At 67.6% G+C, this 16,239-nt stretch carries 12 protein-coding genes; 7 read left to right on the top strand and 5 right to left on the bottom strand.

What is annotated here, in order from left to right; translation table 11 throughout:
- The first annotated feature begins 7 nt into the window (after positions 1 to 7).
- From ACIQ51_RS03190 to ACIQ51_RS03165, 6 genes are all read left to right on the top strand, one after another.
- Positions 8 to 1,324 carry a serine/threonine-protein kinase gene (locus ACIQ51_RS03190; protein ID WP_396203559.1) on the top strand — a complete coding sequence of 439 codons (1,317 nt, stop codon included), beginning with the start codon at positions 8 to 10 and terminating at the stop codon, positions 1,322 to 1,324.
- On the top strand, positions 1,325 to 1,873 hold the full coding sequence (locus tag ACIQ51_RS03185; RefSeq protein ID WP_396203558.1) for a hypothetical protein: 549 nt from the start codon (positions 1,325 to 1,327) through the stop codon (positions 1,871 to 1,873).
- Positions 1,874 to 1,939: 66 nt separating this feature from the next.
- On the top strand, positions 1,940 to 2,845 hold the full coding sequence (locus ACIQ51_RS03180; RefSeq protein ID WP_396203557.1) for a pirin family protein: 906 nt from the start codon (positions 1,940 to 1,942) through the stop codon (positions 2,843 to 2,845).
- Positions 2,846 to 2,863: 18 nt separating this feature from the next.
- Complete coding sequence (locus ACIQ51_RS03175; protein ID WP_396203556.1) at positions 2,864 to 3,709, top strand: YdiY family protein; 846 nt, start codon at positions 2,864 to 2,866, stop codon at positions 3,707 to 3,709.
- Between the two features lie 85 nt (positions 3,710 to 3,794).
- The gene (gene soxC / locus ACIQ51_RS03170; protein ID WP_396203555.1) at positions 3,795 to 5,066 is read left to right on the top strand and encodes a sulfite dehydrogenase; all 1,272 of its coding nucleotides are present in this window, start codon (positions 3,795 to 3,797) and stop codon (positions 5,064 to 5,066) included.
- A 2-nt stretch (positions 5,067 to 5,068) separates the two neighbouring features.
- A complete protein-coding gene (locus tag ACIQ51_RS03165) occupies positions 5,069 to 5,659 on the top strand; it encodes a c-type cytochrome (RefSeq protein WP_396203554.1) in 591 nt (196 codons plus the stop codon).
- A 54-nt stretch (positions 5,660 to 5,713) separates the two neighbouring features.
- Here ACIQ51_RS03165 and ACIQ51_RS03160 read toward each other — a convergent pair whose 3' ends face one another.
- From ACIQ51_RS03160 to ACIQ51_RS03140, 5 genes are all read right to left on the bottom strand, one after another.
- Positions 5,714 to 6,607: a DUF808 domain-containing protein gene (locus ACIQ51_RS03160; protein ID WP_396203553.1), complete on the bottom strand. Its 894-nt coding sequence runs from the start codon at positions 6,605 to 6,607 to the stop codon at positions 5,714 to 5,716.
- Positions 6,608 to 6,625: 18 nt separating this feature from the next.
- Positions 6,626 to 7,888, bottom strand: coding sequence for a serine hydrolase domain-containing protein (locus ACIQ51_RS03155; protein WP_396203552.1), 1,263 nt, complete (start codon positions 7,886 to 7,888; stop codon positions 6,626 to 6,628).
- Positions 7,885 to 11,085 carry a glycosyl hydrolase gene (locus ACIQ51_RS03150; RefSeq protein ID WP_396203551.1) on the bottom strand — a complete coding sequence of 1,067 codons (3,201 nt, stop codon included), beginning with the start codon at positions 11,083 to 11,085 and terminating at the stop codon, positions 7,885 to 7,887. The genes ACIQ51_RS03155 and ACIQ51_RS03150 overlap by 4 nt, the downstream gene beginning before the upstream one ends.
- 136 nt (positions 11,086 to 11,221) lie before the next feature.
- Positions 11,222 to 12,673 (bottom strand): aldo/keto reductase, encoded by a 1,452-nt coding sequence (locus ACIQ51_RS03145; protein WP_396203550.1) that lies wholly within the window; start codon positions 12,671 to 12,673, stop codon positions 11,222 to 11,224.
- Positions 12,674 to 12,724: 51 nt separating this feature from the next.
- Positions 12,725 to 14,248, bottom strand: a complete 1,524-nt coding sequence (locus ACIQ51_RS03140) for an APC family permease (protein ID WP_396203549.1) — start codon at positions 14,246 to 14,248, stop codon at positions 12,725 to 12,727.
- Between the two features lie 151 nt (positions 14,249 to 14,399).
- Here ACIQ51_RS03140 and ACIQ51_RS03135 point away from each other — a divergent pair, with 151 nt between their 5' ends.
- Positions 14,400 to 16,133, top strand: a complete 1,734-nt coding sequence (locus tag ACIQ51_RS03135) for a DUF885 family protein (RefSeq protein WP_396203548.1) — start codon at positions 14,400 to 14,402, stop codon at positions 16,131 to 16,133.
- Positions 16,134 to 16,239: the final 106 nt, after the last annotated feature.

Below are 16,239 nucleotides of genomic sequence, written 5' to 3'. Positions count from 1 at the left end.
ACCGATCATGAGTGAAAAGACCTCCGCCGGCGGTGAACTCGCCGCTTTCCGCGCCGCCCTTCGCGGCCAGTACGATATCCAGCGGGAACTCGGTCGCGGCGGCATGGGCATCGTACTGCTCGCCCGCGACGAACGCCTCGATCGTGCGGTGGCCCTCAAGGTGCTGCCGCCGCATCTCGCAGTAGACGGGGATACCCGCGAACGCTTTCTCCGCGAAGCGCGCATGGCGGCGCAGCTGTCGCACCCCAATATCGTGCCGGTCTATCGCGCCGACGAGATCGGAGGGTGCGCCTTCTTCGCCATGGGCTATGTGGAAGGAGAAACGCTGGGCGACCGGATACGCGACCGCGGTACGCTCGCCGCCGCCGACACCGTGCGCATCCTGCGTGAAGTGGCCTGGGCACTCGCCTACGCGCACGCACGCGGCCTCGTGCACCGCGACATCAAGCCCGACAACATCCTGCTCGATCGTCAGAGCGGCCGCGCCGTCGTGACGGACTTCGGCATCGCCCGCGCCGACTTCAATCCCGCACTCACGCAGGACGGGCTCGTGCTGGGGACCGTCCACTACATGAGTCCCGAGCAGGCCACCGGCGACGCGCTCGACGGCCGCAGTGACCTCTACGCCCTGGGCTGCATTGCGTATCTGGCATTGAGCGGACGGCTCCCCTTCGAAGGCACGTCGCCACAGGCGGTGCTGGTGGCGCACGCCACACGGGAAGCCCCGCCGCTCCGCAGCGTTGCACCGAACGTGCCGGCCGCACTCGCGGCCGTCATCGACCGCTGCCTGCGCAAGCAGCCCGACCAGCGCTACGCGACAGGCGAGGAGCTGGCCGATGCGATCGGCAAGGCGGCCGAGGAGCAGAACCGGGCGGCCGATCAGCAGACCGGGGCCGCCGTGCTCTCCGGCGATGCGGCAATGGCCGTCTGGCGCCGGGCCGCCGAGTTGCAGGCGGAGGCTGCGGCACGGCTCGAATCGCGCGTCCGGGCGAACGACACACAGGCGCTCACACCGGTTTCGACCTCCCCCGCCAATACGTCGGGGAGCGGCGGACTTCCCACCGACGCCTTCCGATTGCGTGACGTGGAAGCGGCCGCGGTGGAGGCGGGGATCTCGCAGCGCTACGTGGCGCTGGCCCTCGATGAGTTGCGGGCGCACCCGGACGGCGTGGCGCTCGCGGCCGTCGTGTCGCCCCGCACGGAGCGGCTGGCAACACGGGTCTTCGGGGTCACCCAGTGGTCGCACGCGGTTTCGCGCACGTATCGCATGCCCCCTCGCACCGTCCTCCAGGCGCTTGGGCGAACCCTGCAGGGCGCTCCCTGATTGCTCACGCTCGAGGATACCCTCGGCGGGCATCCGCTCGATGGGGGGACGCTCGTTTTTCGGCTGCCCCCGATGACCGACGCGGGGTACCGATGGCAGTGGACGCGCTACGGCGTGTACGCCCCGGAGATTCGGGTGACACTGGCAGCAGTCCCCGGCGATCCGCAGGCGTGCGAAGTCACCATGACCGTCGACCTTCGCAACGGACTCAGCCCGAACCTCTGGGGCTATGGCATAGTCTCCTCCGGCGGCGCCGGGTTTGCGGGCCTCATTGCCGGGGCGATCGCGAAGAAGGCGCTGCTGCTCACCGGGGCCGCCATCGCCGGTCCGGCCGTGGCCGTCGCCGGCGCCACCGGCATCGCGCTCCTCATGTCGGCGGGCGCCATATACCGGTGGGAGGTCCGCAAGACGAGCGACGAACTGCGGGCGGCACTCGCCGCGATCGAGGGCGCCATGCGGGCACTCGACATCTTCGGCGACAACCCACCCCCGCCGCCCCCGCCGACCGCTTCCGGCGACGGCGGCGCCTTTCTCGCGATCGTGAGCTGACCCTAGGCGCTGGACATTCTCTCAGCACTAAGATAGTTTTCACCGACACCCCTGCTGGAGTCCCGTATGTCCATCCGTCCCGTCAAGCGAATCGTCTCCGCGCAGCCCACCATGGAAGGCGCGGGCGTGCATCTCCACCGCGGGTTCGGCTTCGGCGAGACCGCCGAAACCGATCCGTTCCTCCTCTTCGACGATTTCCGGGGCGACGACCCGCGCCAGTATCAGGCCGGCTTCCCCTGGCACCCGCACCGGGGGATCGAGACCATCACCTACGTGCTCGCCGGCAACGTGGAGCACGCCGATTCCCTCGGGAATCGCGGCATGCTTGGCGCCGGCGATGTGCAGTGGATGACCGCCGGCCGCGGCATCATCCACCACGAGATGCCGCACGGTGATCCGCAGGGGCGCATGCACGGCTTCCAGTTGTGGGCGAACCTCCCGTCATCGCTCAAGATGACGGCCCCCCGCTACCAGGATGTGCAATCGAAGGAGATCGCCGAGATCACCGACGATGACGGCACCACCGTACGCGTGATCTGCGGCGAGTTCTGGGGAAAGCGGGGGCCGGTGGATGGCATCGCTGCGGACCCCTGCTACCTCGACGTGACCGTCCCGGCAGGCGTGAAAAAGTCGCTTCCTGTCGACGCGTACCGCAGCACCTTCGCGTACATTTTCCAAGGAAGCGGTTCGTTCCGCCATGCGTCGGATCCGATGGGTGTGCTCACCGAACGAACGGCGGGCAACGACGATGATCTCGTGCGTGATCGCACGGGGAATCGTTCGCTCATCTTCTTCGACACGGGTGACGAGGTGGTCGTGCGCGCGGGAGACGAAGGCATCCGCTTTCTGCTCGTGAGCGGCACGCCCATCAAGGAGCCGGTGGCGTGGTACGGACCGATTGTGATGAATACCCAAGCCGAGTTGCAGCAGGCTGTGAGCGAGTTGCGCGCCGGGACGTTCATCACGCACTGACCGTTTGCCGATGGGCACATGCCACGTAGCAGTTTGTCAGGGTTTCTGGAGCGGCGACTGAAGACGACGGGGCGAGGCCTCCTGGGCCTCGCCCTCATGCCGTGTGCGCTGCGGGCACAATCGTCACCCGCTGCTCCCGCAAAGGCCGCCCCGGTGGCAGCGCCGGCGAAACCCGCGGCGCCGCCGAAGAAGCGGCTGGAGTTCTCCGGCTCTCTGGGCTTCTCGCAGACCAACGGCAATGCCGAAGCGATGACGACCAACGTCACCAACAAGCTGCGCTACACGCTGGCGGGTTGGAGCTTTCAGCAGGACCTCGCGTTCTTCTACGGCGAAGCCAACGAACGGGTCAACACGAACTTCTGGAACGGTGGTGTACGGGGCGAACGCGTGGTGGCCGAACGCGTATCGCTGTTTCTCGCGTCGCGGTATGACCGCAACGTCGTGCAGGGCGTGGCCAACCGTTTTCAGCAGGGATTCGGCGTAACGGTCAAGGCGGTCGACGATCGGGCCAACAGACTCAACGTGGCGCTCGGCGGCTCGCTCTTTTCGCAACAGCTTACGCCGGGAAGCGTGGCCAAGGTGTCGCGGGCCTTCCCCGCTGCACGCGCCGCCTTCGATTACCGGCGCAAGCTCACGGATCTCGCCTACGTGCAGCAGACCGCGGAGTATCTTCCCGCGCTCGGCGATACCGCCGCATCGTACTTCGTGAATACCGAGAGCGCCGTGGTGGCCCCGCTCTCGAAGAGTGTGGGCCTCAAGGTGGGCTACGTGATCCGCTACAACAGCGAGCCGCCCATCCGCAACCGCGTGCAGCTGCGCACGACCGATACGTTCTTTTCGAGCGGGCTGACGCTCACGTTCTGATCATCGCGACGCCCGCGCTGACGAGCGGTGCCGTACATTGATGTGCGTTAAGCAGGTTCTCCCGTTCCCCCGCTGGAGGCCGTACGTGGATACCGTACCTGATGACGAACCGCAGCGATCCACCCAGAAGATCACCCGTCGCGCGGTCGTGCGGTCGGGGGGACTCCTCGCCGGTGCCGTACTGACGCCGTCGCTGATGCGCGCGGTGGCGCAGGAGCCGCTTCCGGCGACATCGGCCGCCGCCCAGACGGATCCCACGCGCACCCCAGGCGCCCCGAGCGACTCGCTCGGCACACGATCGCCGTTCGAAACACCGCGCCTCACACCGGTGGGAGTCACCAGCGGCTCGTCGTGGACGCCGCACCATCTGCTGCACGGTACCGTCACGCCAGCCGATCTGCATTTCCACCGGCACCACAACGGCATTCCGTCGATCGATCCCACCACGCACACGCTCACGATTCACGGTCTCGTGGAACGGCCGCTCGTGTTCACGATGGCGGAACTGCAGCGCTTCCCGAGCGTCACGCGCACCCACTTTATCGAGTGCTCGGGAAATGGTGGACGGGCCTACAACAATCCACGCCCCGACATGTCGCCACAGGTGGTGGACGGACTCACCAGCAATACCGAGTGGACGGGTGTGACACTCGCCACGCTGCTGCGCACCGTCGGCGTGAAGGACTCGGCCACGTGGGCGCTTGCCGAGGGCGGTGACGCCGCGGTGATGACGCGCAGCGTGCCCGTGCGCAAGCTGCTCGACGATGCGCTGATCGTCTACGCCCAGAACGGCGAGGCCCTGCGCCCGGCCAACGGGTATCCCATCCGCCTGCTGCTGCCTGGGTGGGAAGGCAACATGTGCGTGAAGTGGCTGCGACGGCTGGAGTTGATGGATGCACCGGCGATGTCACGCGAGGAAACGTCGAAGTACACCGACCCCATGCCGAACGGCACGTCACGGCAATTCAGCTTCGTGATGGACGTGAAGTCGCTGATTACGTCGCCCACGCAGCCACATCATCTCCCGGAGCCGGGATGGTATCCCATACGCGGTATCGCGTGGACCGGCAGTGGTAACATTGCGCGCGTGGACGTAAGCCCTGACGGCGGGCGCTCGTGGCATGCGGCCACGCTGCCGCCGCTCGTCCCTCGGCTCGCGCACACCCGCTTCGAGTATCTCTGGAAGTGGGACGGGAAGCCCGCGCGCCTCATGAGCCGCGCCGTGGATTCAACCGGCGCCGTGCAGCCCACCCTCGACGCGTTCCGCAAGGCGCGCGGCACCGCGCCGGGATACCACTACAACGCCATCCGCACGTGGGACGTGGCGGGCGACGGCTCCATCACGTTCGGAGGCTGACCATGCGACGACTGCATGCGCTCCCGCTGGCGCTCCCGCTGGCGCTCCCGCTGGCGCTCCTACTGCCGCTCATGCTTGCGGGATGCGCCGGCGAACGCGCCAGGGACGAGGTCATGTTTGGGCTGGGGCGTGCACCGGAGCCGGCCGAACTGGCCCGGATCGACATCGACGTGACACCAAACGGGGACGGCCTGCCCGAGGGGACCGGCGTACCGGCGCGTGGTGAGATCGTGTACCGCGAGCAGTGCGCCTCCTGTCATGGCGCCAACGGCGAGGGAATCCGTCCCTCACCGGCGCTGGTGGGGCGCACGCCGGCGGCCGGTCATGTGTTTGCCCTCGACCCAGGGGCCCCGCAGACGATCGGCAACTACTGGCCGTATGCGACCACGGTATTCGACTACGTACGCCGCGCCATGCCGCTCAAGAATCCGGGCTCATTGAGCAATGCGCAGACGTATGACGTCGTGGCGTACCTGCTCGCGGCGAACGGACTCATCGCCCCCACCGATTCTGTCACCCGTACGTCACTGCCGCGTGTGGTGATGCCGGCGCGCCGCTTCTTCGTCCCGGAGTACCGCTCCGTCGCCCGTTGACCTCGTAGCTCCGCCGCGCATCGCGTGGACCGTCCACCCTCTGGACGTTCGAGATCAGTCCCCGCGCGAGCCGCGGACCTTCTGCACCAACGAGTAGCACACCACCAGCACACCGCCGCTCGCCACACCCAGCAGCGCGTCGAGCATGGTCTTCACCACGCCGGCGGCGGGTCCGCTGGCATGCGCCCACGATTCCAACAGCACGTCGGCGGCGTGCCAGCCGTGCGCGATGATACCGCCGCCCACCGTGAACATCGCGGCCGTACCCAGTACGGAAAGGGACTTCATGAGTAGCGGGGCCGCCGTGAGCAGCACGGCGCCCAGAGCGTTCCCGCGCTGATGCAGCGCAAGCCCCGCATCATCGATCTTCACGATGCCGGCCACGAGACCGTAGACTAGGACCGTCGCCGCGACACTCACGACGGAAAGCGTCATCACCTGCTGCGACAGCGGCGCCGTGGCCATGGTGCCGAGCGCAATGACGATGATCTCCGCCGACAGCACGAAGTCGGTGCGGATAGCGCCCGTGATCTTCCCCTGTTCCACCGCGAGCAGCTGCTCCTCGCTGTACTCAGGGTGTGCCACGACCGCGGCGTGTGTGTCGGCCTCGTCGCGGTGCAGATACTTGTGCACCAGCTTCTCCACGCCTTCGAAGCACAGGAACAAGCCACCGATCATCATGAGCGGCATCACCATCCATGGGGCGAAGGCGCTGATGAGCAGCGCGACCGGCACGAGGATGACCTTGTTCCACAACGACCCCTTGGCAACCGCCCAGACCACCGGCAGCTCGCGCTCTACCCGCACCCCACTGGCCTGCTCGGCGTTGAGCGCCAGGTCGTCGCCCATCACACCGCTCGTCTTGCGGGCCGCGACCTTCGCGAGGACCGCCACGTCGTCCATCATGGACGAAATGTCGTCGAGTAGAACCAACAGACTGGAAGCCATGGGAATGGTAAGGATTGCTCAGCGCAGAGACGCCAACAGCCGTTCCACGAAGCCGTTGAGGCTCTGGCCGTTGTCCATCCAGCGGATCACCGCAACCACGTCGTTGACGGGATCCACGTAGATGTAGTTGTTCCCGGCGCCCACATGGACGAATGCTTCAGCGGGCGCCGACGCGACGTACTTGCGGTCGGTGTTCACGAACCAGTTCATGTAGCCGTAGGTGGGCTCCACCGACGTGGGTGTGAGCGCCTGCTTCACCCACGCATCGCTCAGTAGCTGCTTGCCGCCCCAATTGCCGCGGCGCTGGGTGAGCAACCCGAAGCGCGCCATGTCCCACGCATTGAGGATCATCCCGCCCCCCCAGTGGCCCCCGCCACTCACGCTCTGCACCTCACGACCGTCGAGCACGATCCACGAGTTGTCGTAACCGTACCAGCGCCACGTGTTGGACGCACCGATGGGGTCCATCACGCGCTCCTTCAGCACCTCGGGGAGCGGACGGCGCCACACCTGCAGCGCCGCCAGCGCCAGCACATTCACACGCGTGTCGTTGTACTCGTAGGCGCTCCCCGGTGCCTTGCGGGCGCGCGTCGTCCACGTGCTCGCATCCTGGGCCGGACGGTCGGCCCACTCCGGTTTGCCCCAGAGCGTGCCCTCCCAGTCACTCACCTGACGCAGCAGATGATCCCAGGTGATGGTGCGGTTGTGCGGCGTATCGAAGGGCATGAGCAGCTTGTCGGTGCCCGGCCAGTCACGGGAGTACACCGTGCCGTTGGGCCGCGCGCGCACGATTGGCGGCATGTAGTGCGCCACCGTGTCGTGCACGCTGCGAATGCGCCCGTCGTCCACCGCGAGCCCCACCACGGTGCTCAGGAAGCTCTTGGTGACGCTGTTGGTGATCTCCTCGGCATCAGGGGTGCCCCACGTGGCCACCACGTAGCCACGACGCAACACGATGCCCGTGGCACCGCCACGCGGGGGCAGCGGACCGATCGCATCGCCGAGCGGCTCACGTCCGAAGGACTGCAGGTGATTGAGCTCGAGATCGCGCGGTGTGCGACTTTCCTTGCTGACGGCAAAGGTCACCGCGTCGGCCAGCTTGACCGAGTCCATCCCCACGGCGGACGGTGAACGCCGTTCCCAGCTACTGGCCAACGGTACGTACGGCGTGGCTGCCGCACGTGCCTTCTGCGCGTGCACCGGGTGGGCCGCAAGCGTGAGCAGCAGCCCCACCCCACCGTGCCTCACGAACCGCCGTGCCTCCGTGTGGCAGGCGCTCATGCAATCGGTCCCTTCGGCTTCGCCTTGCCGATCACGCCAGGCACGTTGTTGGCCTTGAGCAACGCGTTGAAGGCGGGGACGTCCACGTTCTCGATCGCATCGACTTCCGAGCGGATCGCCTGCCACACCTTCTCGAGTTCCAGCAGACGGTCCTTTACCGGCTGCGTCAGGGCGGTGTTCCCTTCCACCTGGCCGAGCAAAAAGCCGTACTGCCCGTTGATGCCGTTGGCGAAGTTGATGATGTCCTGCCCGTTCGCCGCCTTGGTGGTGAGACGCGGGTCCATCGCCTCGAGCTTGCCGGTGAGCACACGGCCGGCCTTGCCGATCGTGTCGGGGGCACTGGTTTCGCGCGCACGCGTCACGTAGCCCTGCACCTGCGTCTTCACGTCGCGGAGGCGGAGTACCGCCTGATGGATCTCATCGATGCGCGTGGAGAGCAGGTTGGCGACCGAGTCACGTTCGGCGATGACGGCCGCCGGCGCGTCGAGACGCGGATCCTGCTTCACCACGAGCGGGTGCGTGAACACCGTGGCACCGACTGACAGCCGGACCGTGTAATTGCCCGGGGACACGCGGGCCCCGCCGTCGCCCGGTGCACCGAAGAGCAGCACGTTGCCCACACGCGCCGGTGCGGCGCGGCGCAGGTTCCAGGTGATGCTGTTGAGGCCAGCCTTGACCGGAAGGCGGTTGATGCTGTCCCCCTTGCTGGCGAACGCGCGCACCACGGTGTTCTTCGCATCGAGGAACTCAAGGCGCACGGTGGTGGCGCTGTCGGGCGCTGCCGCGAGCCGGAAGTTGATCGTGGCGCCGTTCGGCGGATTCTTCCCGGCGTTCTGCGGCGTGCCGAAACCACCGCTGCCCGCAAACAGGATCGCCTCGCGCGGCGCATAGAGATGGGCCGCAGCCTTCTCGACCGCATCGCTGCGCTGACGCAACACCGACAGATCGTCGAGAATCCAGAAGGCACGCCCTTCGGTGGCGGCGACGAGGTCCCCGTGCTTCACCTGCAGGTCGGTCACCGGCACCACGGGGAAGTTGCCGCGGAAGGGGAGCCACTGCGCGCCGCTGTTGTACGACACGTACACCCCCGTTTCCGTGCCGGCGTAGAGCAGACCTTTGCGAACGGGATCCTCGCGCACCACGCGCACCGGCTCGCCGTCGCGCAGCCCGTTCACGATGCGCGTGAAGGTGGCGCCGTAATCACGGGAGACGAAAATGTGCGGCGTGGGATCCCCCACGCGATCCTTGCGGAACGACACATAGATCGTGCCCGCGTCGTGCGGCGACACGGCAATCTCGTTCACCAGACCATCGCCCCAGACCGCCGGCGTGACGTTCGTCCACGTCTTGCCGCCGTCGCGCGTGCGCTGGATGAGTCCATCGTCGGTACCCACGTACATCGTATTGGCGTCGTGCGACGACTCCTCGATCACCACGATCGTGGCGTAGACCTCACCACCCGCGCCTTCGTTGGTGATCGGACCACCGCCCCACCCCTGGCGCGACCTGTCGTTCCGCGTGAGATCACCGGAGATGGGCGTCCAGTTCTGGCCGCGGTTGGTCGTCTTGAACAGCACGTTGCCACCATGGTACACGACCTTGTCGTCGTGCTGCGATACCTCGATCGGCGCCGTCCAGTTGAAACGATACTTCGTCTTGTCGGTGGGCTCGGTGAGGTTCATCTCGGGCCACGGCATGATCGTGCGCGTGAGCCCCGTCTGCGCGTCCATCTCGTCGATGAGCCCCTGATAGCAGCCGCCGTACACGTAGCGCGGATGCTTCGCACTCACGCCCATGTTGGCGCTCTCACAGCCCGGACCCTCGGTCCAGTCGCGGAGACCGATCGCGCCGCCATCGCTGCGCGACTTGATAATCACGCTCGAGTTGTCCTGCTGTCCGCCGTAGAGCTTGTAGGGGAAGTCGTCATCGACCGCCACATGATAGAACTGCGACGTGGGCTGATTGTCCTGCGTGCTCCAGCTCTTGCCACCGTTCAAGGAGATCGACGCGCCACCATCGTTGGCGTTGATCATGTAGCGCGAATCCTTGGGATTGATCCACACGCCATGGTTGTCGCCGTGTGTGGCCGGATTCACCGCGAAGGTGCGCCCGCCATCGATGCTCTTGAGCAACGGCGCGTTGCTCACCCACACCACGTCGGCATTGGCGGGATCAGCGGTGATGTTCATGTAGTACCACGAGCGCGTCTGGATGAGACGGTCGCCGCTCATGAGACGCCAAGACTTGCCGGCGTCGTCGCTGCGGAACAGGCCACCATTCTCCGCTTCCACGATCGCGTACACCCGATCCGGATTGGCGGGCGACACCGACACGCCGATCTTGCCCATGAGCTTGGGCAAACCTTCAGCCAGACGCGTCCAGCTGTCGCCGCCATCCGTGCTCTTCCAGATGCCGCTGCCCGCGCCACCGGAACGCACCGTCCAGGGCATGCGCTGATGATCCCAGAACGCCGCGTACAGGATGCGCGGGTTGGTGGCATCCATGCTGAGGTCACCGGCGCCGCTCGTCGCGTTCACACCCTTGAGCAGCTGCGTCCACGTCTTGCCGCCGTCCGTGGTGCGGTAGATGCCGCGGTCCGCCGTGCCCTTCCAGCGGTCACCCTGCACCGCGACGTAGACCACGTCGGGATTGTTTGGGTGCACGCGGACGGCGCTGATCTGCCGCGACGTCTCGAGACCGATCCGCGTCCAGGTGCGGCCCTGATCGGTGCTCTTGTACATGCCGTCGCCGTAGGTGGACGACTGACCGCGAATGGCGTGCTCACCGCTGCCCACGTAGATCACGTTCTCGTCGCTCGGTGCCACGGCGATCGCGCCGATCGATCCCGAGCGGAAGAAGCCATCGGAGATGTTGCGCCAGGACAGACCCGCATCGTCGGTACGCCACACCCCACCGCCGGTGTATCCCGCGAAATACGTCATCGGGTTCGACGGCAGGCCGGCGGCCGCCACCGAGCGGCCACCGCGCCACGGACCCACGTTGCGCCACGAGAGGCTCGTGAACGTGGTGGAATCGAACGCCGACAAGGCGTTTGCGGGGGCGCTCTTCGCAGCCGTGGCCGCGGTCTGCGCATGCAGCAGGGCGCCCGAGCGATCGCCGGGCAGCGCCAGTGGAAGCGAAAGAGCGAGGGCCAAGGTGACCGGGCGCGTGGCACGCGGCGAGCGGCGTCGGGACATGGGGTCGGACTCCTGAAGTTCGGGAGGGGCTGGGGATCCGCCCAAAGCTACCATGTTCCCCGCGCCACGGTGCCGAGCCACGGTGATCAGCGGCCCCAGGCCCGGTCACCGAGCCTGCCCCGTCCGACCGGCCGCGTCAGTCGAGCTCCGCGTCGGCCTCGATCTCCACGAGGTACTCGTCCCCGATCAGCGACGCCTGCACCATGGTGTTGGCGGGCAGGATGTGGCCGAAGCGCTCACCGTGCGCGCGCGCGATCGGCTCCCACTGTGAGATGTCGGAGACGAACACACGCGTGCGCACCACGTGCTCGAGCGAGCCGCCGAGTGACTGCAGGGCGCCGGCGATCTTGTCGATGCAGAAGTGCGTCTGGGCCGCCGGGTCGGCGCCGCCGATCGCACGGCTGCCATGGGTGGCCGTGGTGCCCGACACGTGGATGCGAGTGCCCTTGCGCACGGCGCGGCTGTAGCCAGCCATCGGCTCCCACACCGTACCGCTCAAGGCGAGGGTGCGGCCGTCGCTACCGGGGCGCGTGTTGAACGGCGCCGGAAAGCCCGAGAGGTGATGCGACAAATCACCGCTTGCGGTGAGAAACGGGGGCGTGCGGTACTCGTCGCCGCAGTCACCGGGAATGGGCTGCAGCGCCGCCTGGGCCTCGGCGATGCACGCCCGGTCGTTGTCGTCGAGCGAAAACGCGAACATGCGCGCAGTATCGGCCACGTGCGCCGAGTGACTGAGGCGTGCGCCCACGATCACGCCGGCCACACCGGGCTGATCGAGCACCCAACGGCTCGCCACCGTGGCGATCGGCACGCCATGTCTGGTGGCCACCGCGTGCAGCGCCCGCAGCACCCCCTGGAACGGCTCCCAGCCGCCGGCCGTGCGGATGAAGCGGCCGTACTTCATCTGCGACCACGTCTCGAGCCGATCCCAGTCCGGCTCGGGGGCCCCCAGCCATTTCTCGCTCAGGAAGCCGCCGAGCACGGTGCCGTAGCAGAGGAGCCCCACCCCCTGCGCCTGGGCATAGGGCCCGAGCCGGGTGGTGAAACGCCGATCGATCACGCTCCCGCTGATCTGATTGCTCACCACCCGGATGCCGCTCGCGATCGCTACCCGCAGATGCGCGGTATCGAAGTTGGTCACGCCGATGGCCCGGATGCGCCCCGCGTCGCGCGCCGCTTCGAGCAGCCACATCGCGTCGAGCCAGCGCGGATCGGCAAAGGTCCACGCGTGGAATTGCAGCAGGTCGATCACCTCGGTCTGCAGCCGCGAGCAGGCCCGATCCACCGCCGCACGCACGTCGGCAGCCGACACCGGACCCGGCTCCGGCACCCACTTGGTGAGCCGCTGCACCGGAGCCCCCGGGCGTACCGCGGCAGCAAACCGCCCTGCCACCACCTCGGCCGACCCGTAGTGATCGGCCATGTCGAAGGTCGTCAGCCCCGCGTCCACATACGGCGCCATGGCGGCAGCGGCCGCGTCGAGATCGAGCGTGCGGCCATCGCGCTCGAGGTCGGCGATCTGCCACAACCCGGTGAGGACACGCGAAATCTCGAGACCGGGGGCGAGCTGGATGCGGGGGATACCCATCGGGAGAAGGGAAGTGGGGTGATGTACAAGGGAGGAAGCAGGCGCGCGTCCTTATTCCGGCGGCAGCACCGCCGTGATCGCCCGCAGATCACGCCCCGCCGCCGCCAGCGCACGCGTCTCGCGCCAGTACACGAGGGTACCGATCGCCATCACAAGGGCCCACACGAGCGTGGAGCGCGCGTACCATCCCGCCACGTCAGCGGTGAGGTCGCGCCAGCTGTGCACCACCAGCAGCGCGAGCAGGGTGATGAGCGCCAGCACCGCTACCAGTACCTGCGCCCACCGCGCGGTGATCACGCGCACATCGCGGGCAATCGCCGGATTGTGCGACGGTAACCGCAACACCGACAGCGCCATGATCACGAAGTTCACCAGCATGGCCGTGACGAGAATATCCACGCCGAGGAAGAAGTCGCCGGCAAAGTGGCCGCCAAGAATGCCCAGCGTGGAGAGCATCGCGGAGGCAAACAGGGCGGTGCGCGGGGTGCCGTTGACCGGATCGACCCGGGCGATCTGCCGCGGAAAGACGCCGTCTTCAGCCCACGCGAAGCAGAGGCGGGACACGCCGAGCAGCATCCCCGGCAGGTCCTTGATGAGCGCGAGTGCTGCGCCCGACATCATGAGCACGCCGACGGCGGGGCTCACCAGCGCGGTAAGCAGTCCGGGCGCCGTCACGTCACCGCGCTGACTCGCCGCCGCCACGTACTGCCAGGGGACCGCACGGTAGACGGCACCGGTGAAGGCGAAGTAGAAGATCCCCACCACACCGATCGCCAAGCCGATCGCCAGCGGCAGCGTGCGCGACGGGTTCTTCGCCTCACCGCCGGCCTGCGCGATCACGTCGAAACCAATGAAGCTCGAAAAGAGCACCGCCGCCGCCGGCGGCACGACGCGCCAGAACTCCCCGGCGCTCCCCTCGAGCATCGCCGAGTCGCCGCGGGCGGCCAGCAGCGCCTGATAGTCGGCGGCCGTGTGGGTGTAGCCCGTGAGGATCACCAGCCCGCTGCAGAGGAACACCAGCGCCACGAGGGGCACCAGCGTGCGGGTCACCGCCTTCACGCCGCGGAGGTTGACCAGCACGAAGGTCCAGAGGAACCCGAGGGCAAGCGCCAGACGCACCAGCCGCTGGTCGAGCATCGCGGCCACGTCGGTCCACTGCGCCGCGATGGCGGTGTCCCGCAGAAAGGGCGGAATGACGTACGACACCACGCCGATCGCGATGCAGAGACCAAACCACTGCGAAAAGCTCGCGAGAAAGCCGGTGTACGGTCCAATGGCGCGGCTGGCGTACACGTAGGAGCCACCAGCGCGGGGCATGGCGCTCCCCAGCATGGCATAACAGAGTGCCGCGAGCACCGCCGGCACGGCGGCGATGGCATAGGCCGTCAGCACCCACGGCCCGATCCCCGGCACCGTGCGCTGCAGCGCGAAGGGCACGATGTTGATGCCCGCCCCCACCATGGACCCGATGCCCGCAGCGGCCAACCCGAGCAGCCCCAGCTCCCGGCGCAGGGCGGGGCGTGATCCCGTCCCGCCGGCAGCGGGACCTCCGTCCGATATCGAGGCGTTGGTCATGGGACGAATGATACAGCGCCACACCGATCTTGCGGTGCCGGGATCCGGGCCAGTTCGACCGTTGGCGCCGCGCCATGATTTTCCGCCGAAAGTCGGGCGGCGCGCGCGCCGCGTACTGGCGTGGCGGTTTCTCGCGCAGCAGCTTCGGGGCATGATGCCATCATCCCAGATTCTTCCGAAGGCGCTGCGGCGAGTCGCCTGCGCCGTCACACTCGGTGCGACGGCCGTGGCGGTACCCGGCGCGGTGGGGTACGCCCAATCAGCGGCAACACCCACCTACGGACAGTTGCTCCCGCTGTTCACCACCTGGCGCACCTTCGAGGAGGCGCCACGCGTGCAGGGGGCACCGGATTACACGCCGGCCACCAACGCCCGACGACTCGCTGAGCTGCGGTCGCTCCAGCAGCGCCTCGCCGCCATCGATACCACGGGCTGGTCGATCAGTCAGCAGGTGGACTGGCACCTGGTGCGCGCCGAGATGAACGGCATGCTGTATCACCTCACCGTACTGCAGCCGTTCGCGCGCGATCCGGCCTATTACGCCTCCGTTCGGACCGACGAGAGCGACACGCCCGCAGAGGAAGGGCCCACCATCCACGGGGCCATCCGCCTCTGGCGCTTCGGCATCTGGCCGCGCACCGCGCTCGATACCGTGCGTGATCTCACCCGCGACGAGGTGCAGCAGCTCACGACGGCGCTGCGCGCAGTCCCCCCACTCCTCACCCAGGCGCGCGCCAACCTCGCCGACGCCAACGCGCGGGACCTGTGGGTGGGTGGCGTGCGTGCCTTCGAAGAACAGCACGACGCTCTGAGCACACTGCTCACACGCGTGCGCCAGCGGCACCCGAAGGAAACGGCGCTCGCCGCCGCGATCAGTCAGGCGGCCGATGCCACCACGCAGTTCAAGGCCTGGCTCGAGGCGGAGGCCCCCAAGCGCACCGGTCCATCGGGGATCGGCAAGGAGCAGTACACGTGGTATCTGCGCAACGTGCTGCTCGTGCCTCTCACGTGGGACCAGGAAGTCACAATTCTCCGTCGTGAACTCGCACGGTCACACGCGGCGTTGCGTCTCGAAGAGGCGCGCAATGCGGCGCTCCCGCCTATGAAGGTCGCGGCCAACGCCGCGGAGTTCGCGGCGCTGCAGGACACCATGCTCCCCAAGTATCTGGGCTTCTGGCGCGACAAGCAGCTCATGACCATGGAGCCCTGGATGGATCGGGCGCTGCGCGAGCGGTTCATGGGCTTCTCGCCGGAACCCTCTCGCAACTTCTTCGCGCAGGCCACGCACCGCGATCCGCGCACGCTGTGGGCGCACCTGTTCCACTGGTGGGACAACATGCGCATTCGCGTGGCGCCGCACGCCAACCCCATTCGCCGCGAACCGCTGCGCTACAACGTGTGGATGAGCCGCGCCGAGGGCATGGCCACCGTGATGGAAGAGTGGACCATGCACGCCGGGTTGTACGACGACAGCCCGCGCTCGCGTGAGATCGTGTGGGCCATGCTGGCGGCCCGCGCGGCGCGCGGCCTCGGGAACCTGTACGCACACAGCAACGAGCTCACCATGGAAGGCGCGGGTACCCTGCACGTGGACTGGACCCCCCGTGGCTGGATGCGGCGCGATCCGCTGCTCGGGTTCGAGCAGCACCTCTATCTGCGCCAGCCGGGGTATGGCGCGACCTACGTGAGCGGCGGCCGTCTCATGGAGGAAACGATCGCCGAACGGGCTCGCCAGCTGGGCAACGCCTTCACCATGAAGCGCCTCTTCGACGAGGTGAATGGCGCCGGCATGATCCCGGTCTCCATGATCTACTGGGAGCTCACCGGCGACGACCGCATGGTCCGCGAGCTCCGCGACGGGCAAGGGCCACTGCCCTTCCGGTAACCGGCGGAAAGGATTGGGACAAACAGGGCGGTTTCAGGGACAAGCGGGAGCAAGCGAACGCGCGTTTCGCCGGAAGACGGGGCTGCACCACGCCGGTGCAGCTGCT

This window comes from Gemmatimonas sp., from assembly GCF_044344655.1.
In the GTDB taxonomy this organism is placed as follows: domain Bacteria; phylum Gemmatimonadota; class Gemmatimonadetes; order Gemmatimonadales; family Gemmatimonadaceae; genus Gemmatimonas.
The sequence above is the reverse complement of the archived record's forward strand: the minus strand, read 5'-3'. Positions and strand labels throughout refer to the sequence as shown.

What these genes read in the sequence shown, in the direction of transcription:
- ACIQ51_RS03140 (WP_396203549.1), bottom strand. Translation starts at nt 14,248, where the DNA reads ATGACCAACGCCTCGATATCGGACGGAGGTCCCGCTGCCGGCGGGACG.
- ACIQ51_RS03175 (WP_396203556.1), top strand. Translation starts at nt 2,864, where the DNA reads ATGCCACGTAGCAGTTTGTCAGGGTTTCTGGAGCGGCGACTGAAGACG.
- ACIQ51_RS03160 (WP_396203553.1), bottom strand. Translation starts at nt 6,607, where the DNA reads ATGGCTTCCAGTCTGTTGGTTCTACTCGACGACATTTCGTCCATGATG.
- ACIQ51_RS03150 (WP_396203551.1), bottom strand. Translation starts at nt 11,085, where the DNA reads ATGTCCCGACGCCGCTCGCCGCGTGCCACGCGCCCGGTCACCTTGGCC.
- ACIQ51_RS03155 (WP_396203552.1), bottom strand. Translation starts at nt 7,888, where the DNA reads ATGAGCGCCTGCCACACGGAGGCACGGCGGTTCGTGAGGCACGGTGGG.
- ACIQ51_RS03135 (WP_396203548.1), top strand. Translation starts at nt 14,400, where the DNA reads ATGATGCCATCATCCCAGATTCTTCCGAAGGCGCTGCGGCGAGTCGCC.
- ACIQ51_RS03190 (WP_396203559.1), top strand. Translation starts at nt 8, where the DNA reads ATGAGTGAAAAGACCTCCGCCGGCGGTGAACTCGCCGCTTTCCGCGCC.
- ACIQ51_RS03165 (WP_396203554.1), top strand. Translation starts at nt 5,069, where the DNA reads ATGCGACGACTGCATGCGCTCCCGCTGGCGCTCCCGCTGGCGCTCCCG.
- ACIQ51_RS03180 (WP_396203557.1), top strand. Translation starts at nt 1,940, where the DNA reads ATGTCCATCCGTCCCGTCAAGCGAATCGTCTCCGCGCAGCCCACCATG.
- ACIQ51_RS03145 (WP_396203550.1), bottom strand. Translation starts at nt 12,673, where the DNA reads ATGGGTATCCCCCGCATCCAGCTCGCCCCCGGTCTCGAGATTTCGCGT.